Annotated in this window: 20 protein-coding genes; 8 read left to right on the top strand and 12 right to left on the bottom strand. The window is 72.6% G+C overall.

What is annotated here, in order from left to right; translation table 11 throughout:
• Positions 1-28 precede the first annotated feature (28 nt).
• From ACFVNO_RS18160 to ACFVNO_RS18150, 3 genes are all read right to left on the bottom strand, one after another.
• Positions 29-1,642 carry a helix-hairpin-helix domain-containing protein gene (locus tag ACFVNO_RS18160; protein WP_378893896.1) on the bottom strand — a complete coding sequence of 538 codons (1,614 nt, stop codon included), beginning with the start codon at positions 1,640-1,642 and terminating at the stop codon, positions 29-31.
• A 108-nt stretch (positions 1,643-1,750) separates the two neighbouring features.
• Positions 1,751-2,020: a 30S ribosomal protein S20 gene (gene rpsT, locus ACFVNO_RS18155; RefSeq protein ID WP_220562658.1), complete on the bottom strand. Its 270-nt coding sequence runs from the start codon at positions 2,018-2,020 to the stop codon at positions 1,751-1,753.
• Positions 2,021-2,202: 182 nt separating this feature from the next.
• Positions 2,203-3,111 carry a hypothetical protein gene (locus ACFVNO_RS18150; RefSeq protein ID WP_355259763.1) on the bottom strand — a complete coding sequence of 303 codons (909 nt, stop codon included), beginning with the start codon at positions 3,109-3,111 and terminating at the stop codon, positions 2,203-2,205.
• Between the two features lie 197 nt (positions 3,112-3,308).
• Here ACFVNO_RS18150 and lepA point away from each other — a divergent pair, with 197 nt between their 5' ends.
• Positions 3,309-5,147: a translation elongation factor 4 gene (gene lepA / locus ACFVNO_RS18145; protein ID WP_220562656.1), complete on the top strand. Its 1,839-nt coding sequence runs from the start codon at positions 3,309-3,311 to the stop codon at positions 5,145-5,147.
• Positions 5,148-5,296: 149 nt separating this feature from the next.
• On the opposite strand, the gene ACFVNO_RS18140 is transcribed toward lepA, so the two are convergent.
• From ACFVNO_RS18140 to ACFVNO_RS18125, 4 genes are all read right to left on the bottom strand, one after another.
• Positions 5,297-6,187, bottom strand: coding sequence for a sugar ABC transporter permease (locus ACFVNO_RS18140; protein WP_378893891.1), 891 nt, complete (start codon positions 6,185-6,187; stop codon positions 5,297-5,299).
• On the bottom strand, positions 6,184-7,797 hold the full coding sequence (locus ACFVNO_RS18135) for an ABC transporter permease subunit (RefSeq protein WP_355259770.1): 1,614 nt from the start codon (positions 7,795-7,797) through the stop codon (positions 6,184-6,186). Before ACFVNO_RS18135 ends, ACFVNO_RS18140 begins: the two co-directional genes overlap by 4 nt.
• Before the next feature lie 2 nt (positions 7,798-7,799).
• Positions 7,800-9,041: an extracellular solute-binding protein gene (locus tag ACFVNO_RS18130; protein WP_378893888.1), complete on the bottom strand. Its 1,242-nt coding sequence runs from the start codon at positions 9,039-9,041 to the stop codon at positions 7,800-7,802.
• A gap of 434 nt (positions 9,042-9,475) precedes the next feature.
• Complete coding sequence (locus ACFVNO_RS18125) at positions 9,476-11,077, bottom strand: glycoside hydrolase family 13 protein (protein ID WP_378893885.1); 1,602 nt, start codon at positions 11,075-11,077, stop codon at positions 9,476-9,478.
• 96 nt (positions 11,078-11,173) lie between these two features.
• On the opposite strand from ACFVNO_RS18125, the gene ACFVNO_RS18120 reads away from it, so the two are divergent.
• Together ACFVNO_RS18120 and hemW are read left to right on the top strand one after the other, a co-directional pair.
• The gene (locus ACFVNO_RS18120; protein WP_220562651.1) at positions 11,174-12,235 is read left to right on the top strand and encodes a LacI family DNA-binding transcriptional regulator; all 1,062 of its coding nucleotides are present in this window, start codon (positions 11,174-11,176) and stop codon (positions 12,233-12,235) included.
• A gap of 67 nt (positions 12,236-12,302) precedes the next feature.
• The gene (gene hemW, locus ACFVNO_RS18115; RefSeq protein WP_378893880.1) at positions 12,303-13,535 is read left to right on the top strand and encodes a radical SAM family heme chaperone HemW; all 1,233 of its coding nucleotides are present in this window, start codon (positions 12,303-12,305) and stop codon (positions 13,533-13,535) included.
• 91 nt (positions 13,536-13,626) lie between these two features.
• On the opposite strand, the gene ACFVNO_RS18110 is transcribed toward hemW, so the two are convergent.
• The 3 genes from ACFVNO_RS18110 to ACFVNO_RS18100 form a co-directional block, all read right to left on the bottom strand.
• Positions 13,627-14,340: a DUF4870 domain-containing protein gene (locus ACFVNO_RS18110; RefSeq protein WP_378893877.1), complete on the bottom strand. Its 714-nt coding sequence runs from the start codon at positions 14,338-14,340 to the stop codon at positions 13,627-13,629.
• 42 nt (positions 14,341-14,382) lie between these two features.
• Positions 14,383-14,712 (bottom strand): DUF4870 domain-containing protein, encoded by a 330-nt coding sequence (locus tag ACFVNO_RS18105; protein WP_220565284.1) that lies wholly within the window; start codon positions 14,710-14,712, stop codon positions 14,383-14,385.
• An 855-nt stretch (positions 14,713-15,567) separates the two neighbouring features.
• Positions 15,568-16,398 carry a DUF3097 domain-containing protein gene (locus ACFVNO_RS18100; RefSeq protein ID WP_355259783.1) on the bottom strand — a complete coding sequence of 277 codons (831 nt, stop codon included), beginning with the start codon at positions 16,396-16,398 and terminating at the stop codon, positions 15,568-15,570.
• Between the two features lie 140 nt (positions 16,399-16,538).
• On the opposite strand from ACFVNO_RS18100, the gene hrcA reads away from it, so the two are divergent.
• Genes hrcA through ACFVNO_RS18085 form a run of 3 tightly spaced genes read left to right on the top strand, consistent with a single transcriptional unit; the run spans position 16,539 to position 19,433 of the window.
• On the top strand, positions 16,539-17,552 hold the full coding sequence (gene hrcA, locus ACFVNO_RS18095) for a heat-inducible transcriptional repressor HrcA (protein ID WP_220562647.1): 1,014 nt from the start codon (positions 16,539-16,541) through the stop codon (positions 17,550-17,552).
• Positions 17,553-17,556: 4 nt separating this feature from the next.
• Complete coding sequence (gene dnaJ / locus ACFVNO_RS18090; RefSeq protein ID WP_220562646.1) at positions 17,557-18,696, top strand: molecular chaperone DnaJ; 1,140 nt, start codon at positions 17,557-17,559, stop codon at positions 18,694-18,696.
• Positions 18,693-19,433 (top strand): 16S rRNA (uracil(1498)-N(3))-methyltransferase, encoded by a 741-nt coding sequence (locus tag ACFVNO_RS18085; protein ID WP_378893872.1) that lies wholly within the window; start codon positions 18,693-18,695, stop codon positions 19,431-19,433. Before dnaJ ends, ACFVNO_RS18085 begins: the two co-directional genes overlap by 4 nt.
• 102 nt (positions 19,434-19,535) lie before the next feature.
• On the opposite strand, the gene ACFVNO_RS18080 is transcribed toward ACFVNO_RS18085, so the two are convergent.
• Together ACFVNO_RS18080 and ACFVNO_RS18075 are read right to left on the bottom strand one after the other, a co-directional pair.
• A complete protein-coding gene (locus ACFVNO_RS18080; protein ID WP_378893869.1) occupies positions 19,536-20,258 on the bottom strand; it encodes a hypothetical protein in 723 nt (240 codons plus the stop codon).
• Positions 20,255-20,785: a SigE family RNA polymerase sigma factor gene (locus tag ACFVNO_RS18075; protein WP_220565283.1), complete on the bottom strand. Its 531-nt coding sequence runs from the start codon at positions 20,783-20,785 to the stop codon at positions 20,255-20,257. The genes ACFVNO_RS18080 and ACFVNO_RS18075 overlap by 4 nt, the downstream gene beginning before the upstream one ends.
• Positions 20,786-21,065: 280 nt before the next feature.
• Between ACFVNO_RS18075 and ACFVNO_RS18070 the strand changes: the two genes are divergently transcribed.
• Positions 21,066-21,419, top strand: a complete 354-nt coding sequence (locus tag ACFVNO_RS18070; protein ID WP_355259792.1) for a histidine triad nucleotide-binding protein — start codon at positions 21,066-21,068, stop codon at positions 21,417-21,419.
• Positions 21,420-21,626: 207 nt separating this feature from the next.
• Positions 21,627-22,745, top strand: coding sequence for a PhoH family protein (locus ACFVNO_RS18065; RefSeq protein ID WP_355259795.1), 1,119 nt, complete (start codon positions 21,627-21,629; stop codon positions 22,743-22,745).
• Positions 22,746-22,840: the final 95 nt, after the last annotated feature.

Raw genomic sequence — 22,840 nt, 5'->3', positions numbered from 1 at the left:
CCTTCCGGGGCGCTTCGGGCCCCGGTCCTCAGCCGACGGTCACGTGCGGGCGGATCTCCTCCAGGGTCTTGGCGCCGATGCGGTCGACGTTGAGGAGGTCGTCCACGCTGGTGAACGGCCCGTTGGCCTCGCGGTAGGAGACGATGTTGACCGCGGTGACCTCGCCCACGCGGGGCAGCGTCTCCAGCTCCGCCTCGTCGGCTTGGTTGATGTTCACCAGCGGGCCCCCGGCGGTGTCCGCGGACGGGGCCGCCGCCTCCGGCTGTGGCAGGCCCACCAGGATCTGCTCGCCGTCCACCAGGGAGCGGGCCAGGTTGAGCAGGTCCATGTCGGCGTCGGGGAGGGCGCCCCCGGCGGCCTCCACCGCGTCCGCCACTCGCGAACCGGGTGGCAGCGTGTACAGTCCGGGGTCCTCGACCTCGCCGCCCACGTGCACGACCACGTCCGCCTCGGGGGAGGCCGCCGCGGCGCTGGGCGTGGCCGCCTCGGCGGGGAGCGTGTGCGCGACGGTCTCGGGCGCGACGACCTCGGCGGGGCGCTCGCGCAGGAGCAGCACGGCGGCGACCGCGGCCAGCGCCACCACGAGCAGGGCCGCCACGGCCCGCCGGGACATGGTCGCCTCGGGCGGCCACCGCCGCGCCAACCGCTCCACGAGCCCGCCCCGCTGGGGGAGGAACTCGGTGTACCCGCTCGGCACCCGCGGGACCCGCTCCTCCCCGTCCCGCCGGGCGGGGGCAGCGCCGTCCGCGCCCCCGCGCACCCCGGAGCCGGGGTCCCCGTCGGCCCGCCGCCGCGCCCCGGCGCCCGCGCGCCGCCATGCCGATGCCGTGCCGAGCCCCTCGGGCCCCGGTCCGCCCCCGTCACCCGCCGGCGTCCCGCCCGTGTGCGTGGAGCCGCCATCCGGGGTGGGTCCGTCCCCGTCACGCGCCAGCGCCCGGCCCGGGCGTGCGGGTCCGTTGTGCGGGTCGGGGCCGTGCCCGTTCCGGGGACGCCCCGCCGTGGACCGTGCGTCGTGGTCCGGGGTGGCGGTGTAGGAGAGGCTGTAGGCCGCAGCGGGGTCGCTCCCGCTTCGGGTGCGCTCCGGGATAGGACGTGTGTCCCAGATCGGGGGTGTTTCGGTCGGGTGGGTGGAGCCGCCGCGCAGGGTGGGGGTGCGCCCGTTCCGGGGGTGCCCTGCCGTGGAGCGTGCGTCGTGGTCCGGAAGCGTCCCGCCCGCACGCGGGGGGCCATCGTCCGGGGCGGGGCCGCTCACGCTTCGGGTGCGCTCCGGAGTGGGGCGTGTGTCCCAGGGCGGGGCGGCCGGGGGCGCTCCGTCCGGGCGGGGGCGGGCCGGGTGGAGGCGCTCGGTGGTGCCGTCGGTGAGCGGCGGGTGGGGGAGACGGGCGCCGGTCCACGGGGGCGGGTCGCGCGGGGGCGGGGTGCGCACGGTGCGGGCGGCGTCCGGCTCCGGGTCCGGGGGCGCCGGGGCGCGGTCGTGCGGGTCGCGCTCGGGCCAGGCGTCCACCGAGTACGGGGCGCTCGGGATGCCCTCGGCGGGTTCGGGGGCGGGGCGCGGGATGCGGGCGCGCAGCCGGCGCGCGGCCGGTGAGGCGTCCAGGCCCAGGGCCCGGAGTCGTTCCTGCTGGTCGTTTCGAGGGGTCATGAGCCCAAGGTAGGGAGCCCGGTCACCGTGTGCCAGCGGGTGTGCGCGGCCTGTGGATAACCCGAAGGCCCGGCCCCCCTGCGGGGACCGGGCCTTCGGAGAAGGGCTCTAGGCGCTCTGCAGGTCGTGCAGGCGCTTGGCGATCGCGCTCTTGCGGTTCGCGGCCTGGTTCTTGTGGATGACGCCCTTGCTCACGGCCTTGTCCAGGGCGCGGGCGGCGGAGCGCTGGGCCACGGTGGCCTGCTCGACGTTCCCGGTCTCGGCAGCCTCACGGAACCGGCGGACGGCCGTCTTCAGCGAAGAGCGCACCGCCTGGTTGCGGACACGGGCCTTCTCGTTCTGCCGAATGCGCTTCTTCTGCGACTTGATGTTCGCCATGCGAAAACGTGCTCCAGTTGATCTGTGCTTGTGCGCCGGTCGATCCGCGGGCTCTGCTCACGGGCAGCCGTTCCGTGAGCGGCCGACACGGGCGCCGACGCCGGGTGTGTGGTTCCACAGGGCTTGAAAGAACGTGGAAGTCCGAGACACGGACTTCCAGTATGCCGCATGGCGCCCACTGCTCAGCCCAGCCACCCTGCCGTGTAGAGCCGCAGGTCCGCCGGATCGGACAGGCTCACCCCCAGGCGCACCTGCTCGGGCGCCTGCGCCCGCGTCGTGCCGATGCGGATCGCCGCCAGCGCCGTCTCCGCCTGCTCGCCGGAGGGCACCCCGAAGCGGATCGTCACCTCCTCGCGGGTGCTCAGCGCCGACACCGCCTCGGTCACCTGCCGCACCGTGAACCCGCCGTCCAGGGCGTCCGCGGGCATCCCCGGGTCCGTCCCCGGCAGCACCACCTCGTCGGCGTGCTCGGTCACCCGCGCCAGGTACCCCTTGGACCAGTACTTCTCCTCGCCGTTCATGAGGAAGGACGGGATGCGCCCGCCCGGGGCCAGCTCCACGTGGTGCGCCAGCACCGACAGCACCGCGTCCCCGCCCAGCTCCCCGCGCACCATCTCCATGAGCGCCGGCATCGACGGGTCGTTGACGGTCACCGGCCGGATCTCCAGGTGCACCCCCGCGTACCCCTCGGCGGCCTGCGCCGCGGCCGGGGCGAGCCTCTCCCGGGCCTGCCGGTCGAACCGGTCGCTCAGCAGCGACGACCCCTCGGTGGCGTGCCGCAGCCAGGCCAGCGCCCGCACGTCCGGGTACCCCTCCACCAGGGGGCGCAGGTCGTCGGTGGCGGTCACGTCCCCGTCGGCGCCGATCTCCCCGGCGAGCAGGTACACGGTGTCCACCGCGCCGGTGTCCAGCAGCGCCCGCAGGTCCCCGGCGTCGTCGGCGGAGTCCACCCACACGGCGTCGGTCCCCTGGGAGACCGCCCACGCCGCCGGGGTCCCCGAATACTGGGCGGCCAGCAGCACCCCCACCCCGGCCAGGACGACGGCGACCGCCGCCGCACCCGCCAGCAGCCGGGTCAGAAACCACTTCACCGCCGCCACCCCCACGGTTCGCGCGCCCCGAGTGGCTCGGAGGTCGCATAATCTGGACACCGGACAGTCCCGCGTGCGCGACCATACTGTCGCACCGTCCGCCGCCCGCCCAAGGGGAGGGCGCGCACTCCTCCGTGGGAGGATGGACGACGGCCCCGCGGGCCGCACACCCCGAACCCTTAGTCGAACGGAGCACGGTGGCACAGCCGAACCGGACCGATCCCGCGCTGATCCGCAACTTCTGCATCATCGCGCACATCGACCATGGCAAGTCGACGCTGGCCGACCGGATGCTCCAGATCACCGGCGTCGTCGAGGACCGTCAGATGCGGGCCCAGTACCTGGACCGCATGGACATCGAGCGCGAGCGCGGCATCACCATCAAGTCGCAGGCCGTGCGCATCCCGTTCACGGCGCTGGACGACAAGACCTACACCCTGGACCTCATCGACACGCCCGGGCACGTCGACTTCACCTACGAGGTCTCCCGCTCGCTGGCCGCCTGCGAGGGCGCGGTCCTGCTGGTGGACGCCGCCCAGGGCATCGAGGCCCAGACCCTGGCCAACCTGTACATGGCGCTGGAGAACGATCTGACGATCATCCCGGTGCTCAACAAGATCGACCTGCCGGCCGCCCAGCCGGAGAAGTACGCCGAGGAGCTGGCCGGCATCATCGGCTGCGAGCCCTCCGACGTGCTCAAGGTCAGCGCCAAGACCGGCGAGGGCGTCGAGGAGCTGCTCAACGAGATCGTCCGGCAGATCCCGCCGCCGATCGGCGACGCCGACGCCCCGGCCCGCGCGATGATCTTCGACTCGGTCTACGACACCTACCGCGGCGTGGTCACCTACGTCCGCGTGGTGGACGGCCGCCTCAGCCCGCGCGAGCGCATCCAGATGATGTCGACCCGGGCCTCCCACGAGATCCTGGAGATCGGCGTCAGCTCGCCCGAGCCCACCAAGTGCGACGGCCTGGGCGTGGGCGAGGTCGGCTACATCATCACCGGTGTGAAGGACGTGCGCCAGTCCAAGGTCGGTGACACCATCACCGCCCTGAACCGGCCCGCCACCGAGATGCTGTCGGGCTACCAGGACCCCAAGCCCATGGTGTTCTCAGGCCTGTACCCGATCGAGGGCACCGACTACCCGGTGCTGCGCGACGCCCTGGAGAAGCTCCAGCTCAACGACGCCGCCCTGGTGTTCGAGCCGGAGACCTCGGCGGCGCTGGGCTTCGGCTTCCGCTGCGGCTTCCTGGGCCTGCTGCACCTGGAGATCACCCGCGCCCGGCTGGAGCGCGAGTTCAACCTCGACCTCATCTCCACCGCGCCCAACGTGGTCTACCGGGTGGAGATGGAGGACGGCACCGAGCACGTGGTGACCAACCCGAGCGAGTTCCCGGCGGGCAAGATCGCCGCGATCTACGAGCCGATGGTCAAGGCCACGGTGCTCAGCCCCTCGGACTACATCGGCCAGATCATGGAGCTGTGCCAGGAGCGGCGCGGCGACATGCAGGGCATGGACTACCTGTCCGAGGACCGCGTCGAGATGCGCTACACCCTGCCGATGGCGGAGATCGTCTTCGACTTCTTCGACCACCTCAAGTCCCGCACCAAGGGCTACGCCTCCCTGGACTACGAGCCCACCGGCGAGCAGCGCGCCGACCTGGTCAAGGTCGACATCCTGCTCCAGGGCGAGGCCGTGGACGCCTTCTCGGCGATCGTCCACAAGGACAAGGCGTACACCTACGGCGTCGAGATGACCAAGAAGCTGCGCGAGCTCATCCCCCGGCAGCAGTTCGAGGTGCCGATCCAGGCCGCCGTCGGCGCCCGGGTGATCGCCCGCGAGAACATCCGCGCCATCCGCAAGGACGTGCTCGCCAAGTGCTACGGCGGCGACATCAGCCGTAAGCGCAAGCTGCTGGAGAAGCAGAAGGAGGGCAAGAAGCGCATGAAGATGGTGGGCCGGGTCGAGGTCCCCCAGGAGGCCTTCATCTCCGCGCTGTCCACGGACACCAGCGGCGAGGACAAGAAGAAGAAGTAGTCCTCCCGCCGAGAACGCCGCGCAGGGGCGCCCCGCCACGGGGCGCCCCTGCGTCGTCGTGCCGGTCAGGCAGTGGCGGGCACGGAAAGAGGGGCGCCCCCGTCGGGAGGCGCCCCTTTTCGCGTGTACGGCGGGCCGAGGACCCCGGGTCAGCCCTTGACCGCTCCGGCGGTCAGCCCCTCGGTGATGTACCTCTGGAGGAACCAGAACACGATCAGCGTCGGCAGGGACAGCATGACCGCCCCCACCGAGAACATCCCGAAGTTCGCGTTGCGCTGCGACTCCACCAGCTGGTACAGGCCCAGCCCCAGGGTCTTGGCGTCGGTGTCGCGCAGGAACACGCTCGCCATCAGGAACTCGTTGATGGTGGAGATGAACACCAGCAGGCCCACGATCGCCAGCACCGGGGTGACCAGCGGCAGCATGATCCGGAAGAACACCTGCGCGTGGGTGGCCCCGTCGATCTGGGCGGACTCGTCCAGCTCCGTGGGCACCGTGTCGAAGAAGCCCTTCATCAGCCACGTGTTGATGCTCAGCGCCCCGCCCAGGTACACCAGCAGCAGCCCCCACCGGGTGTCGAACCCGATCTCGGGCCGGTACTCGCCGACGGTGCTGAACATCAGGTAGATCGCGACGATCGCCAGGAACTGCGGGAACATCTGGATGATCAGCAGGCCGATCATCCCCACCCGGCGGCCCCGGAACCGCATCCGGCTGAACGCGTACGCGGCCAGCGCCGACAGGAACACCGTCGCCGCGGCGTTGGCCACCGCGAAGAACAGCGAGTTGGCGTACCAGGTCGTGAACGGCGTGTTCCGGAACAGGTCCACGGCGTTGTCGAGCCCGGCCCCGGTCGGCCAGAGCCGGGCGCTGCTGAGCGTGCCGACGGGGTTGACCGCCGCCGACACCACGAACAGCACGGGGAACAGCGCGAACGCCGCGACGGCGATCATCACGACGTGCCGCCAGCCGAACCGCGCCGCCCACAGCGCGAACGCGGAGCCGGTGCTGCGCCGGTACCCCGGGGTCGTCGCGGTCATCGGTCCACCTCCTGCAGGGCCTTGCTGCGGCTGAGGCTGATCACCGACATCACCGAGACGATCACGAAGATCATCACCGACAGCGCCGCCGCGTACCCGTACTCGGCGGTGGCCTGGCTGAACGCCATCCGGTACGTGTAGGTGATGAGCAGGTCGGTGGCCCCCGCGGACGGGTCGTCCGGCGGGAACGGCCCGCCCTTGGTGATCAGCCACACCGCGTTGAAGTTGTTGAAGTTGAACGCGAACGTCGCGATGAGGATCGGCGTCATCGCGACCATGAGCATCGGCAGGGTCACGTGCCGGAACGCCTGCCAGGCCCCGGCCCCGTCGATCCGCGCCGCCTGGGTCAGCTCCCGCGGGATGGCCTGGAGGGCGCCGGTGGCGACCAGGAACATGTACGGGTAGCCGAGCCACACGTTGGCGAGGATCACCGCGAACCGGGCCGTCCAGGCGTCGCCCAGCCAGTCGACGTTCGTGCCGAGCAGCTGGTTGAACAGGCCGAAGTCGGTGTTGAACATGTCCCGCCACAGCAGGTACATGGCCAGCGAGCTCATCGCGTACGGCAGGACCACCAGGATCCGGTACGCCTGCTTCCCCCGCAGTTTCGGTACGTGCAGGGTGAGGGCGACGGCCAGGCCCACCACGAACACCAGGCCGGTGACGGCCACGGCGAAGCCGATGTTCCACACCAGGATGGAGAAGAACGAGGAGGCGAAGGTGGGGTTGAACAGGAACCGGGCGAAGTTGTCGAAGCCGACGTTCACGCGCCAGCCCTGGGCGAGCCGCTCGCCGTCCTCGCTGTAGAACGCGCCGCGCTCGTCGTCCGCGGTGTAGACGACCCCGGTCGAGGCGTCGGTGATGCAGTCGCACCCGGCGTCGTAGACCCGGGTGGCCCGCCCCTCGTAGGCGGTGGAGAGGCCGCTGGCCCGGATGCCGGTGCCGTCGCCGACGGGGACGGCGAACTCCTCCAGCTCCTGGCTGCGCGCGTTGACCTGCGCGGGGGACAGGACGGTGTAGCCGAACGCCTCGGTGACCCGGCCGGAGGCGGGGTCGACGGTGGCGTCGTCCAGGGGCCGCAGCCCCTCGATGTCGCCGGCGTAGGCGGCGCCCTCGGGGTCGGTGAGGAGGAAGACCAGCTCGCCGCTCTCGGGGTCGCCGGTGGTCGCGACGGTGAGGCCGAACTCGCGGCCCTGCTCGGCGCGGGTCACCGAGTACGCCTCGATGGCGGCGATCGCCTGTTCCTTGTCGCCGCGGTGGCCGTCGCTGAAGTTCGTGACCGAGGTGCTCATGGTGTAGAGCACCGGCAGGATCTGGAACGTGATCAGGAGGAGGACGCCGGGGAGCAGGTACTTGAGCGGCACCGTCCTCTTGGACAGGTACACCCAGTAGACGAGGACGAGCACGGCCGCGACGACGGCGATGCCCGCCCAGTTGCCGCCGACGTACAGCGGCAGGGCGGCCCAGACCCCCAGGGCCGTGAACAGGCCGAGCAGGGCGATCTTGACGACCTGGCCCCAGAGGGAGCCGGAGCCGGCGAAGGCGCCGCCGGGCAGTGACGTGCGGGCGGGCGCCCCCGGAGCGGGGGCGCCCGCGCTGCTGCGGGAGGACACTCCTAGCCGCCGATCTTCTCGGCGATCGTTTCGTGGGTGCTCTCCATGGTCTCGCGCACGTCCGCACCGCCGATGATCGCGGCCTCGGCCTTGCCCAGGGGCTCCCAGGTCTCGCCCATCTCGGGGATGGACGGCATGGGCATGCCCTCGGCGCCGGCCTCGGCGATGGCGGCGATGTTGGCGTCGTCGGCGGAGACCTCCTCCAGCGCTTCGAGCTGGACCGGCGTGCGCGGGTCGGACTCGTAGAGGCTGAGGATGAACGCCGGGTCGGTCACGTGGTTGGCCAGGAACTCCTGGGCCAGGGCGCTGTTGGCGCTGCCCTCGGTGACGAAGAAGGCCTGGTAGCCGATGTAGGGGCGGGCCGGGCCCTCACCCTCGAAGCCCGGGATGGGGCTGATGGCGTACTCCAGGTCGGCGGCGTCGGCGTCGCCGATGTTCCACGGGCCCGCGATGAAGAACGGGGCCTCGCCGTCGAAGAAGAGGGCGGCGTCGTTCTGGGTGTCGATGGAGCGGCGCAGCACACCCTGGCCGGCCTCGCCGTACTCGGCGATCTTCTCCATGGCGGCGATGGACTTGTCGCTGTTCAGGCCCAGGTCGGTCGGGTCCCAGTTGCCCTCGTCGTCCTGGCCGAAGAGGTAGCCGCCGGCGGAGGTGAACAGGGCGTTCATCCGGTAGGGGTCGCCCTCCTGGCCCACGGCCATGGACAGGACCTCGCTGGTCTCGCCGCTCTCCTTGAGGGAGGTGCCGACCTCGACGAGCTCCTCGAAGGTCTCCGGGGCGTCCGGGGCCAGCGCGGTGTTGCGCATGAGGAAGATGTTCTCCTGCGAGTACGGCACGCCGAAGAGCTGGCCGTCGTAGGTGAGCGCCTGCACCGAGGTCTCGTCCAGCGTCTCGGCGCGGTGCTCGGGCAGCTCGACGGGCTGCACGGCGCCGTTGCGGACCAGGTTGCCGGTCCAGTCGTGGGCGCCGATGAAGATGTCGGGGGCGTTGCCCGCCTGGTGGGCGTTGAGCAGGTCGCCCTGGATGTCGCCGAAGGCCAGCTGCTGCACGTCGACCTTGATGCCGTTGGTGTCGGCGAAGCTCTGCGCGGCGGCCTCGATGGCGGCGGCCCGCTCGGGGTCGGACCAGATGACGAGGGTGGTGTCGGTGCCCTCCTGGGCGTCCTCGCCGCCGCCTCCGCAGGCGGTCGCCATCAGGGCGGTCGCGGCGAGGGCCGCGAACGCCGGTGCGCTGCGCAATCTCATGGTGTCTTCCTTCCGGGAGGACGGACTGAGGAGGTCGTGCGTGCGGTCCGCCGGGGGTTCCGGTGCCTGCCTCCGCCGTGCGTGGTGATGTGACGTTAGCAATAACTTGCAATCATTGAAAGACTTTGCAGGCGCCAGGGATAAAGATGTGGAAACACCATGGAAACGACGGTGTGATCCGATCCGGTGCGTCGTTGCGGAGTCACTCTGGGCTGATCATATCTGTGACTTCGCACCATTTGGTCACACCATTCCCGCGGCGCCTGTAAGAACCCGACGCAACCCGGCCGTTCTTTCGGCAACCGGTCCGTACCGGCCGCCCGCCGTCGGTCCCGCCTGTCCCGTCGATCCCGCCCGCCCCGGCGACGGGGCCGGACGCGGCGGCGGCCGGGCGCCGCGAGGACGCCCGGCCGCCGGCCCGCTGCTCGAACGGGTCAGACGCGCAGCCAGACGGCGGTCTCGCCCGGCAGGGACAGCACGCCCACGGCCGGCGCGGGGACCGGGCCGCTGGCCAGCAGCACCTCGCCGTCCGCGGCCACCTCCGCCGGCTCGGCGCCGAGGTTGACCGCCACCCGCACACCCGGCTCGCGCTCGAAGAAGAGCACGCCCTCGGGGGCGTCCAGCCAGCTCATCGCCCCGTCGCCGAGCGCTTCCAGCTCCCGGCGCAGCCCCAGCGCCCGGGTGTACAGCTCCAGGGTGGAGCCCTCCACCCCGCGCTGGGCGTCGCGCGCCAGTCCGCCCCAGCCCTCCGGCATCGGCAGCCACGGCGTAGAGCCGGCGGGGCCGAACCCGAACGGCGCCTCGCCGGACTCCCACGGCAGCGGCACCCGGCAGCCGTCGCGGCCGCGCTCGGTACGGCCCGAGCGCTCCCAGGTCGGGTCCTGGAGCGCGTCCTCCGGCAGGTCGGTGACCTCCGGCAGGCCCAGCTCCTCGCCCTGGTACAGGTACACCGAGCCGGGCAGCGCCAGCATCAGCAGCGTGGCCGCGCGCGCCCGGCGCAGCCCCTGCTCCCCGCCGCCGAACCGGGTGACGTGGCGGGTCACGTCGTGGTTGGACAGCACCCACGTGGTGGTCGCGCCCACGGCGCCGTTGGCCGCCAGGGATCCGTCGATCACCTCGCGCAGCCGCGCCGCGTCCCACGGGGCGGTCAGGTACTCGAAGTTGAACGCCTGGTGCAGCTCGTCGGGGCGCAGGTAGCGGGCCACCCGTGCGGCGTCCTCCACCCACGCCTCGGCGACCATCGTGCGCTCGCCCGGGTAGGAGGCGGCGATCGCCGCCCAGCGCCGGTAGATGTCGTGCACGCCGTCCTGGTCGAAGTACGGCAGCGAGGTGCTGCCGTCGAGCAGGTCCGCCTTGGCGTCCTCGGCGATGTCGGGCAGCGCCGGGTCCTTGACCATGCCGTGCGCGACGTCGATGCGGAAGCCGTCCACGCCCCGGTCCAGCCAGAAGCGCAGCACGTCGTCGAACTCGTCGTGCACCTCCTGGCAGGTCCAGTCCAGGTCGGGCTGCTCGGCGTCGAACAGGTGCAGGTACCACTGCTCGGGGGTGCCGTCCGGGCGCTTGAGCCGGGTCCAGGCCGCCCCGCCGAAGATCGACTTCCAGTTGTTGGGCGGCTGCTCGCCGTCGGGGCCCTTGCCGTCCCGGAAGATGTACCGGGAGCGGGCGGGGTCGCCGGGCTCGGCCGCCACGGCCTCGCGGAACCACCGGTGCGCGGAGGAGGTGTGGTTGGGGACCACGTCGATGATCACGCGGATTCCCAGGCCGTGCGCGGCCTCCAGCAGCGCGTCGAAGTCCCCGAGGGTGCCGAAGCGGGGGTCGACGTCGCGGTAGTCCGCCACGTCGTAGCCGCCGTCGGCCAGCGGGGACACGTAGAAGGGGGTCAACCAGATCGCGTCCACGCCGAGCTCGGCGAGGTGCGGCAGGCGCTCGCGGATGCCCGCGAGGTCGCCCTCGCCGTCCCCGTTCGCGTCGGCGAAGCTGCGCACGTAGATCTGGTAGATGGCCGCGTCGCGCCACCAGTGCGACTCGTGGGTCATCGTGGGGGTCCTTCCCGATCGGTGGCTGCAAGTTCTTGCGCAAGGTTACCGCCAACTTTCAACCATGTGACGACCATCTCGACTACAGTTGCGCCCATGGGTCCACGACTTGCCGACATCGCGCGGCACGCAGGTGTCAGCGAGGCGACGGTCTCGCGGGTGCTCAACGACAAACCGGGCGTTGGCAGCGAAACCCGCAAGGCCGTCCTGACCGCGCTGGACGTCCTCGGATACGAACGCCCCGCCCGGCTGCGCCAGCGTTCCGCGGGCCTCGTGGGTATGGTCATCCCCGAACTGGACAACCCCGTCTTCCCCATGTTCGCCCAGGCGGCCGAGGGGGCGCTGGCCCAGCGCGGCTACACCCCCGTCCTGTGCACGCAGACCCCCGGCGGGATAACGGAGGACGAGTACGTCGAGCTGCTCCTGGAGCGCAACGTCTCGGGCATCCTCTTCGTCTCCGGCAAGCACGCCGACACCACCGCCTCCCACGAGCGCTACCGCTCCCTGGTCTCCCGGCGGCTGCCCATCGTCCTGGTCAACGGGTTCGCCCAGGAGATCCCCGCGGCGTTCATCTCCTGCGACGACCGCGAGGCCGGGCGGCTGGCCGTCGACCACCTGGTCGCCCTGGGGCACACCCGCATCGGGTTCACCAGCGGCCCCGAGCGCTACGTCCCGGTGCGCCGCAAGCTGGAGGGCTACCACGCGGCGCTGCGCGACCACGGCCTGGACGGGGCCGACCTGGTGGAGCTGTCGCTGTTCGGCGTGGAGGGCGGCCACGCCGCCGCCACCCGGCTCATCGACCGCGGCGTCACCGCGATGGTGTGCGGCTCCGACATGATGGCGCTGGGCGCCATCCGCGCGGCCCGCCAGCGCGGCCTGCGCGTCCCCCGCGACTTCTCCGTGGTGGGCTACGACGACTCCCAGCTCATCGCGTTCACCGACCCGCCGCTGACCACCGTGCGCCAGCCGGTCCACGCCATGGCGCTGGCCGCCGCCCGGGCGCTGTGCGACGAGATCGCCGGGCACCCCGTCTCCCACACCGAGTTCGTGTTCGGCCCCGAGCTGGTCGTGCGCGGCTCCACCGGCATCGCCCCCGGCGCCGGGCCGGGCGCCCCCCGCACCCCCGACGGCGCCGCCGTCCAGGGCTCCGCGCTCTGACCCCCGGCCGGGCCGGGGCGCGACCCGCCGGGACCGGGCACACACGCGGGTCGGTGACACTGGGTACATGCCTTCCGTTGCCCTCGACGGCGAACCCGTACCGCGCACCGGCGACCTGCCGGAGGCCTCCCTCGCCGAACTCGGCGACCGGCCGCTCGGGTTCTACGTCCACGTGCCCTTCTGCGTCACCCGCTGCGGCTACTGCGACTTCAACACCTACACCGCCGAGGAGCTGGTCTCCCGCGACGGAACGGCGGTCGCCTCCCGCGACACCTACGCCGACCAGGCCATCGCCGAGATCGCCCTGGCCGACCGGGTCCTGGCGGGCCCCCGGCCCCGGGTGAGCACCGTGTTCGTGGGCGGGGGGACCCCCACCCTGCTGGCCGCCGAAGACCTGGGCCGCATCCTCGCCGCCATCGCCGACCGGTTCGGCCTGGAACCGGGCGCGGAGGTCACCACCGAGGCCAACCCCGAGACCGTCACCCCCGAGTACCTGTCCCGTCTGCGCGAGGCCGGGTTCACCCGGGTGTCGTTCGGCATGCAGAGCGCCCGGGCGCACGTCCTGGGCGTCCTGGAGCGCGGCCACACCCCCGGCCGCCCCGAGCAGTGCGTCGCCTGGGCCCGCGAGGCCGGGTTCGAGCACGTCAACCTCGACCTCATCTACGGCACCCCCGGGGAGGCGGACGACGACTGGCGGGCCTCCCTGGACGCCGCCGTGGCCGCCGGCCCCGACCACGTCTCCGCCTACTCCCTCATCGTGGAGGAGGGCACCCGCCTGGCCGCCCGGGTGCGCCGCGGCGAGCTCGCCGAGCCCGACGACGACACCATGGCCGACCGCTACCTCATGGCCGACACGGTGCTCGCCGAGGCCGGGTTCACCCCCTACGAGGTGTCCAACTGGGCGCGCACGCCCGAGGGCCGCAGCAGGCACAACATGCTCTACTGGACCGGAGCCCACTGGTGGGGCGTGGGCCCCGGCGCGCACGGCCACGTGGGCGGCACGCGCTGGTGGAACGTCAAGCACCCGGCCGCCTACGCCGCCCGCCTGGCCCAGGGCTCCAGCCCGGCCCAGGCCCGCGAGGTGCTCACCGCGCAGGAGCGCCGCTTCGAGCGGGTGCTGCTGGAGCTGCGGATCGAGCAGGGGTGCCCGCTGGACCTGCTCGAACCCCCGGGCCGGGAGGCCGCCGCCCGCGCCGTCGCCGAGGGGCTGCTGGACGCCGACGCGCACCGCGCCGGCCGCGCCGTGCTCACCCGCCGGGGGCGGCTGCTCGCCGACGCCGTGGTCCGCGACCTCACCTGAGCGGCGCCCGCCGCGAGCGCGGCGGGGGGACGCACGACGAGGGGCCCGGTCCGAGGACCGGGCCCCTCGCGGCGTCCGCGGAGCGGTCGGCCTACTTGATCCAGGAGACGTTGAACGGGTAGCGGTACCACTCGCCCTTGTTGGCGGCGACGCCGCCCAGGATGCCGAAGACGACGGCGGCGACCCAGCACAGGAACCAGGTGATCATCCCGATGAAGACGAACATCAGGATGCTGGACACCACGTAGCCGATGAGGACCAGCAGCTGGAAGTTGAGGGCCTGGGCCGCCTGGTCGCGGACGAACGGCGACTCCTCGCGCTTGATCAGGTAGATGATCAGCGGGACGATGAAGCCGAGCAGGCCGCCGCCCAGGTGGGCGAACAGGCCGAACTGCCGCTCGTCCTGGCTGGGCGGGGCGCCCGTGGCCGAGCCCGGCTGGGCGCCGTAGCCGCCGTACGGGTAGCCGGCCGCCTGGTAGCCGCCGGTCTGGTCCTGGTACCCGCCCGGGGGCGGGTAGCCCCCGGGGGCTCCGGGCGGCGGCGGGTAGCCGCCGGGCTGCTGGGCGCCGGGGGGCGGGTAGCCGCCGGACGGGTCGTGGTGGCCGGGTGCCGCGTGGCCGCCGGAGGGGTCCTGCTGACCGGGCGCCGGGTAGCCGCCGGACTGGCCCTGGTAGCCGGGCGCCGGGTAGCCGCCGGACGGGTTCTGCTGACCGGGCGCGGGGTAGCCGCCGGACTGGTCCTGGCCGCCCTGCTGCGGGTGCTGGCCGTAGGGGTCTTCCGGCGGTGGCGTGTTGGGGTAGGACATCTCGGGTTCCTTAGGGACGGGTGCGTTCGCGGGTGCGGTCGGTCACTTGAGCAGACGGATGCTGAACGGGTAGCGGTACCACGCCCCCTTGTTGGCTCCGTTGGCTCCTAGGACGCCGAACACGATCGAAACGATCCAGATCAGGGCGATCAGCAGGGAACCGATCCACGACAGGTTCGGGAAGAAGATACCCAGACCGATGAAGACCACCCCGGCGAAGATGTACGGGATGAGCAGCGTGATCTGGAAGTTCGCCGCCTCGGAGGCGTGGTGGCGCACGTACGGCGAGGTGTTCCGCCTGGCGAAGTAGATCGCCAGCGGGGGGATCCAGCCCAGGCAGGCGATGATGAAGCCGGACAGGTGGGCGAGCATCGCCATCAGGACGTCGTTGTCGCCGCTCTGGGCCGGGGCGCCGGAGGCACCGGCCCCGGGTTGCGGCTGCCCGTACTGCGGCTGCCCCTGCGGTACACCGTACTGCGGCTGTCCCTGGGGCTGCGGCTGCTGCGGGGACCCGCCGTACGGGCCCTGGTCCCCGTAGGGCGGCTGGGCCTGGGGCTGCGGCGGGCCGTAGTGCGGGGCGCCGGGCGCCGGGGCGAAGCCGGGCTGGCCCTGTCCGTACTGCGGCTGCTGTGCCTGCGGGGGCTGCGCCTGGGGCTGTTCGTACTGCGGCTGCGGCTGTCCGCCGTACTGCCCGTGGCCGGGCTGTCCGCCCGAGGGCTGGCCGTACTGCCCGTATCCGGGCTGGGAGCCGGAGGGCTGTGCGTACCCCGGCTGCTCGCCGGAGGGCTGCCCGTACTGCCCGTACCCCGGCTGGGAACCGGAGGGCTGTGCGTACCCCGGCTGCTCTCCCGAGGGCTGCCCGCCGTACTGCCCGTGGCCGGGCTGTCCGCCGGAGGGCTGCCCGTACTGCCCGTACTGCCCGTACCCCGGCTGCGCGCCCGAGGGGCCGTGGGCGGGGTACCCGCCGGACGGCTGCTGTGCGCCGTACTGCTCGTGCCCCCGCTGCTCACCGTACTCCGGGGAGTAGGGGGACGGCGCCTGCGGCTGCTCGCCGGAGGGCGGGCCCTGGTTCGGGTCCTCCGGGGACGGGGGATTCGTCGGGGTCTCGCTCATGCTCTTCCTCGGCTCCGCTGGTGAGGGGCGCTATCTCGTGTCTACCGGGCCGTACCGACGACCGGAGGCAGAAACCGGCCTCGTGTCCGGTCTGAATCCTAGGCGCAAGGGGGGTCACGGTCCGTGCGGGCCGGTGACGAAATCGATGAGTTCCTCCACCCGACCCGACAGGGCCGGTTCCAGGTCAGCATAGGTTCGCACCGAACCCAGGATCCGGCGCCACGCCTCACCCGTGCTCATCCGCCAGCCCAGCGCCTCCAGGACCCCCTCCTTCCAGGGGACCCCCCTGGGCACCTCGGGCCAGGCGCGGATGCCCAGCGCGGCCGGCCGCACGGCCTGCCACACGTCGACGTAGGGGTGGCCCGCCACCAGGACGTCCCCGCCCCGCACCCGCTCGGCGATCCGCGACTCCTTCGACCCCGGCACCAGGTGGTCCACCAGGACCCCCAGGCGCCGCCCCGGGCCGGGGGTGAACTCCGCCACGATCGCGGGCAGGTCGTCGACCCCCTCCAGGAACTCGACGGCCACCCCCTCCACGCGCAGGTCGTGCCCCCACACCTTCTCGACCAGCTCCGCGTCGTGGGCGCCCTCGACGTAGATCCGGCCCTCCCGGGCCGTGCGCGCCCTCAGGCCCTGGACGGCGACCGAACCGGAGGCGCTGCGCAGCGGCCCCCGCGGAGCAGCGGACGGCCGCACCAGGGTCACCGGCTCGCCGTCCACCAGGAAGGCGGCCGGTTCCAGTGCGAACACCCGGCGCCGCCCGTGCCGGTCCTCCAGGGTCACGGTCGCCTTGTCCCAGCCGACCACCGCGCCGCAGAACGCCTCCCCGGCGTCCTCCACCACGAGGTCGCGGTCGAGCGGGACCTCGCGGACCCTCCGCTCAGGGCGGTTGCGCGCCGAGGCCAGCACATCGCGGCCGTACCGGCCGGTTCCCTTGGTAGCCACGGTGGTGCAGTCTACAGACGGCGCCCCCCGCCGGCGGGGAAGGCGCCGCGCCGGCGCCGCCCCCGCCCGCGGAGCGGCCGGGGTTTGCGTCCGGGCATAGAATTAGCACTGAGGACCATCGAGTGCCAGGAGGTGGCGAGTTGCTGGATGAGCGCAAGCTCGCGGTCCTGCGTGCCGTCGTCGAGGACTTCGTCAGCACCAACGAACCGGTGGGGTCCAAGGCCCTCGCCGACCGCCATCGGCTCGGGGTCTCCCCGGCCACCATCCGCAACGACATGGTCGCGCTGGAGGAGGACGGGTACATCACCCAGCCCCACACCAGTGCCGGGCGCGTGCCCACGGACAAGGGGTACCGGCTCTTCGTCGACCGCCTGTCCTCGGTCAAGCCCCTCTCGGCCGCGGAGCGCCGCGCCATCGAGTCGTTCCTCAACGGCGCCGTCGACCTCGACGAGATCGTCGCCCGCACGGTCCGGCTGCTCGCGCAGCTCACCCGCCAGGTGGCGATCGTCCAGTACCCGTCGCTGACCCGCTCCTCCGTCCAGCACGTCGAGCTGGTGCCCCTCGCGGGCCAGCGGCTCATGCTGGTGGTCATCACCGACACCGGCCGGGTCGAGCAGCGCGTCATCGACGGCCTGGGGGAGGTCGACGCCGACGCGGTCGCCGACCTGCGCGGCATGCTCATCCGGGCCACCGCCGGCCTGCACCTCGCGGAGGTCCCCGGCGCGGTCGAGGACCTGCCACAGCAGGTACCCGAGGAGAACCGCGCCATGGCGGCGTCCGTCCTGTCCGTACTGCTGGAGAGCCTGGTCGAACGCCACGAGGAGAAGCTGGTCCTCGCGGGCACGGCCAACCTCGCGGCCGTCGATTTCGCCGCCAGCCTGAGGGACGTCCTGGAGGCGTTGGAAGAGAACATGGTCCTCATCCGTTTGCTGGGTGAGGCGAAGGACCCGTCGATGCTCACGGTGCGCATCGGCGCGGAGAACTTCCACGAGGGGCTGCGGTCCACCTCGGTCGTGTCGGCCGACTACGGTGTGGGAAACCAGTCGCTCGCCAAGATCGGTGTCGTGGGACCCACCCGGATGGACTACCCCGGGACGATGGGGGCGGTACGCGCCGTTGCTCGGTATGTCGGACAGATTTTGGCAGGACAGTAACTCAGTGGCCAGAGACTATTACCAGGTCCTCGGTGTGCGTCGCGACGCTTCCAAGGACGAGATCAAGAAGGCGTACCGCAGGCTCGCGCGCGAGCTGCACCCGGACATCAACCCGGACCCCGCCACCCAGGAGCGCTTCAAGGAGGTGACCCAGGCCTACGAGGTCCTCTCCGACGAGAACAAGCGCCGGATGTTCGACATGGGCCAGGACCCCTTCGCCCCGGGCGGGGGCGGCGCGGGCGGCTTCGGCGGCGCCGCCGGGTTCCCGTTCGACGACATCATGAACGCCTTCTTCGGCGGCGGCCAGGCGGGCGGACGCGGCCCCCGCGAGCGCGTCCGGCGCGGGCGCAGCATCAAGATCCGCGTCGAGCTGGACCTGGCCGAGACCGCGTTCGGCGTCACCAAGGAGATCACCTTCCCCACCGCCATCCTGTGCGCCACCTGCCAGGGCGAGGGGACGGCCGCCGGCACCCACCGCACCACCTGTGACATGTGCCACGGCCAGGGCGAGGTCTCCCAGGTCACCCGCTCCTTCCTCGGGCAGGTCATGACCTCCCGCCCCTGCCCCCAGTGCGGCGGCCAGGGCTCGGTCATCCCCGACCCCTGCCCCGACTGCGCGGGCGAGGGCCGGGTGCGCGAGAAGGTCACCCGCACCGTCAAGATCCCCGCGGGCGTCGACGACGGCACCCGCATCCAGCTCGCCGGCGAGGGAGAGGTCGGCCCCAACGGCGGCCCGCGCGGCGACATCATCCTGGAGATCGTCCAGCGGCCGCACCCCACCTTCGAGCGGCGCGGCGACGACCTGCACTGCACGGTCACCGTCCCCATGACGGCGGCCGCGCTGGGCGCCTCCTTCGCCTTCGAGACCCTCGACGGCACCGAGAACATCGACCTGCGCCCGGGCACCAACTCCGGCCACGTCATCACCCTGCCCAACAAGGGCGTCACCCACCTCGACGGCGGCGGCCGGGGCGACCTGCGCATCCGCGTCGACGTGGAGACCCCGGGCAAGCTCGACGAGGAGCAGGAGGGGCTGCTGCGCAAGCTCGCCGAGCTGCGCGGCGAGGACCGCGCCCCGGGCCGGTTCAGCCCCGGCCACGGCGGCCTGTTCGCCAAGCTCCGCGACGCCTTCGGCGCCAAGTGACGCCGCCGGTCTTCCTCGCCGACACGGCCGAGCTGGCGGCCGACACCGTCACCCTCACCGGCCCGGAAGGGCACCACGCCGCCGCGGTGCGGCGCCTGCGGGCCGGTGAGGCCGTCGACCTGTCCGACGGGCTGGGACTGCGGCTGCGCTGCACGGTCGTCGACACCGGCAGGGACCACATCGTCTGCCGGGTCCTGGAGCGGATCCGGGAACCCGCTCCGCGCCCGCGGCTGACCGTGGTGCAGGCCCTGGCCAAGGGCGACCGCGGCGAGACCGCCGTGGAGACGATGACCGAGGCCGGGGTCGACGCGATCGTCCCCTGGTCGGCCGAGCGCAGCATCACCCGCTGGAAGGGCGACCGGGCCGCCAAGTCACTGGCCAAGTGGCGGGCCACCGCCCGCGAGGCCGCCAAACAGGCCCGCCGGGCCCGGCTGCCCGAGGTGGCCGAGCCCGCCGACCGGACCGCCGTCGCCGAGCTGCTGGCCGCCGCCGACCTGGGCGTGGTCCTGCACGAGGACGCCGGCCTGCGGCTGTCGCAGGTGCCGGTCCCCGCCGACGGCGACGGGGTGGGCGTGGTCCTGGTGGTGGGCCCCGAGGGCGGCTTCTCCGACGCCGAACTGGACGCCTTCGACGCCGCGGGCGCCGTGCGCGCCCTGCTGGGCCCCACCGTCCTGCGCACCTCCACGGCGGGGGTGGCCGCGCTCTCCGTGCTCCAGGCCCGCACCGGGCGCTGGTAGCCCGCGGGACCCGGCCGCCGCCGAGCCGGCCGCACACAGAAGAACAGAAGAAGGGGGCCTCCCGGGATCAGACCCGGGAGGCCCCTTCTCCACGTCCACGCGCTACTCCGTGGCGGAGGCACCCGACGAGGACTGCTGCTCGGTCCCCTCGGTGCCGGTGGAGCCGCCGCCGGTACCGCCGGTGCCGCCACCGGTGTCGCCGCCGGAACCACCGCCGGTGCCGCCGGGCTCCTCACCGCCGGTGCCGCCACCCGGCTCACCGGTGCCGCCGCCGGGGGAGGGCTCCTCGGAGGGGGCGCACTCCTCGTCCTTCTGCCCGTCCGCGTCCTCCTCCTTGTCGTCGGCCGACGCGGTCGGGGGGACCGACGGGCAGGTCGAGGTCGCGGTGGGGCCGTCGCCGTCCTCCCCGCCCTCGGCGGGCGCGCTCGGCTCGGTCGAGGGCTCGGGGGAGGGCTCCGGCGCGGAGGTCTGCGGCTCCGGCGCGGGGGCCTCCTCCTCCAGGGTGGGCGCGGCCACCCCGCCGCCGTCCTGCTCCGGCGGGGTGCCGAACCTGTCGGCGCCCGCGGGCACCATCTCCAGCACCTGCTCGCGCACCTGGGGCGTGGACATGGCCACCGAGGCTGCGATGAGCACGGCACCGGCCACGGCCAGCGCCGGGCGCAGCCACGGGAGCCCGAACCAGGCGCCGCCGCGGCGGGCGGCGGTCCGCTCGCGGATGAGGTTCAGGGCCTCGGGCGAGTGCGCGACGGTGTCGGCCTCCGCCTTCAGCGCCTGCCGCAGTAGGGCCTCGAAGTCGTCGTTCGCGGGATCTGTAGGGCTGCTCATGTCGTCTGCTCCAGAACAGAGCGGAGCGCGGAGATGCCACGGGATGTGTGGCTCTTCACCGCACCCCGGCTGATCCCCATGGCGTCCGCGATCTGAGCCTCGGACAGGTCGCCGTAGTACCGGAGCACGATGGCCTCTCGCTGACGGGTGGGAAGTTTGCGCAGGGCACGGATCACGGCCTCGCGCTCCAGCAGGTTCAGTGCGCCGTGTTCGGCGCTGGGGGCGTCGGGCAGGGCCTTGGGAGCGTGCTTCTCCACGACCGCACGGTGACGCAGCACGGACCGGGCCTTGTTCACCACCGCCTGGCGGAGATAGGACAGGGCCTTGTTGGGGTCGCGCAGGCGCCGCCACGCGCCGTGCATGGCCACGAACGAGTCCTGCACGACCTCTTCGGCCGTCGCGTGGTCCCGGACCAGCAGGGCGGCGAGACGGACGAGCGGACGGTAGTGCTCCCGGTAGAGCTCCGTCACGGCATGGTCCGCGTCCCACTCCACGGCCAGGGGCGCCGTGGTGGCTCCGGCCACCATGGTTTCTGTCGTCACATCAGTTCGACGCACACCCTTGTCGCGGGGTTTACGAAAGGGCATACCTCTTCTTTTCCAGGTAGGAGCGCGATTCAACCCGAACACGCCCGAGCGTGGCCGAGATGGACGGTGCTCGAGCCGCCGACGCGCACGGGAGGGAAGCCTATCGCGCTTCCGGCGGACCGCGGTGGGAACCGTCCCTTTCCGGGTGGAACGGACGCGTGCGGCCCCCGGGCCCGGCCTGCGGCATCATGGTGCCGACCCGATGCGACGGAGGTTGCCGATGACCACACAGGCCGACTGCCTGTTCTGCAAGATCGTGCGGGGGGAGGTGCCCGCCGAGATCGTCCGGGAGGGGGAGCGGACCATCGCGTTCCGCGACATCAACCCCCAGGCGCCCACCCACGTCCTGGTCATTCCGCGCGAGCACTACGCCGACGCCGGGGCCGCGGCCGAGGCCGACACCGGGCTGCTGGACGCGATCGTGAGGGAGGCCCGCGCGGTCGCCGAGGACGAGGGCGTCGCCGAGAGCGGCTACCGGCTGGTGTTCAACACCGGCAGCGGCGCGGGGCAGACCGTCTTCCACCTCCACGGGCACCTCCTGGGCGGGCGCGGCCTCAACTGGCCCCCGGGGTGACCCGCGAATAACCGATCGAGCGGGTGCGGGGTGCCTTGCTAGACTCGTGGCCGTGGGCCTGAGGAGGCTGAGGGGGTTCGCCGACCCCCGGCCCGGGGCCCCGCCGGCGCCGCAGCGCAAGCGGCCCGGACCGTCACATGAGGCGCCCCACCCGCCGTCGGGACGCCCGACCCCGAAGGGCAGGGACAGCGGCCGCAAGGCCACACCATGGCCGAGACAACGCACACGCATCCGCGACGGGACGCCCAGGTCAAGGTCGTGGTGCCCGACGAGCACACGATGATCAACCTGCTCGGCTCGGGGGACGAGCTCCTCAGAGCCTTGGAGCGGGCCTTCGAGAGCGACATCCACGTCCGCGGCAACGAGTTCACCATCAGCGGCTCCCCGGAGGAGACCGCCGTCGTCGTCCGCCTGATCGAAGAGCTCATCGAGCTGGCCAAGAGCGGCACCCACGTCACCCCGGACACCATCGAGCGCATGGTCCACATGCTGCGCTCGCCGGGGACCGAGCGCCCGGCGGACGTCCTCACCACCAACATCCTGTCCAACCGCGGCAAGACCATCCGCCCCAAGACGGTCAACCAGAAGCGCTACGTCGACACCATCGACCGGCACACGGTCGTCTTCGGGATCGGCCCGGCGGGTACCGGCAAGACGTACCTGGCCATGGCCAAGGCGGTCAAGGCGCTACAGGACAAAGAGGTCAACCGGATCATCCTCACCCGCCCCGCGGTCGAGGCCGGCGAGCGCCTGGGCTTCCTGCCCGGCACCCTCTACGACAAGATCGACCCCTACCTGCGGCCGCTCTACGACGCCCTGCACGACATGCTCGACCCGGACTCCATCCCCAAGCTGATGGCCGCCGGCACCATCGAGGTCGCCCCCCTGGCGTATATGAGGGGTAGAACCCTTAATGACTCCTTCATCATCCTGGACGAGGCGCAGAACACCTCGCCCGAGCAGATGAAGATGTTCCTGACGCGGCTGGGGTTCGGGTCCAAGATCGTGGTGACCGGCGACGTCACCCAGGTGGACCTGCCCAGCGGGCAGGCCAGCGGGCTGCGCACCATCGAGACGATCCTGCGTGATATCGACGACATCGCGTTCTGCAAGCTGAGCAGCGAGGACGTGGTCCGGCACAAGCTGGTGGGGCAGATCGTCGACGCCTACGGGCGCTACGACGCCGACCGGCAGAACGGCGCCGGGGGCGGTCAGGGCGACCGCCGCGGCGGCCGGGGGCGGGGCCTGTCGCCCCGCCGTGAGGCCCCCGACACCCCGGGCGAGGCCGGGACCGGGAGCGCCCACCCACGACAGCGGGCAGACTAAGGGGTGGCAAGGGAGCCGGTGGGCGCGCCGCGTGCGCGCTCACCGCTTCCGCTGCCCTAGGGGTGCCCGCCCTGCGGCGCCCGACCGCAACGATC

This window comes from Nocardiopsis sp. NPDC057823, assembly GCF_042797335.1.
Lineage (GTDB): Bacteria > Actinomycetota > Actinomycetes > Streptosporangiales > Streptosporangiaceae > Nocardiopsis > Nocardiopsis changdeensis.
This window is presented reverse-complemented; position numbering and strand designations above follow the sequence as displayed.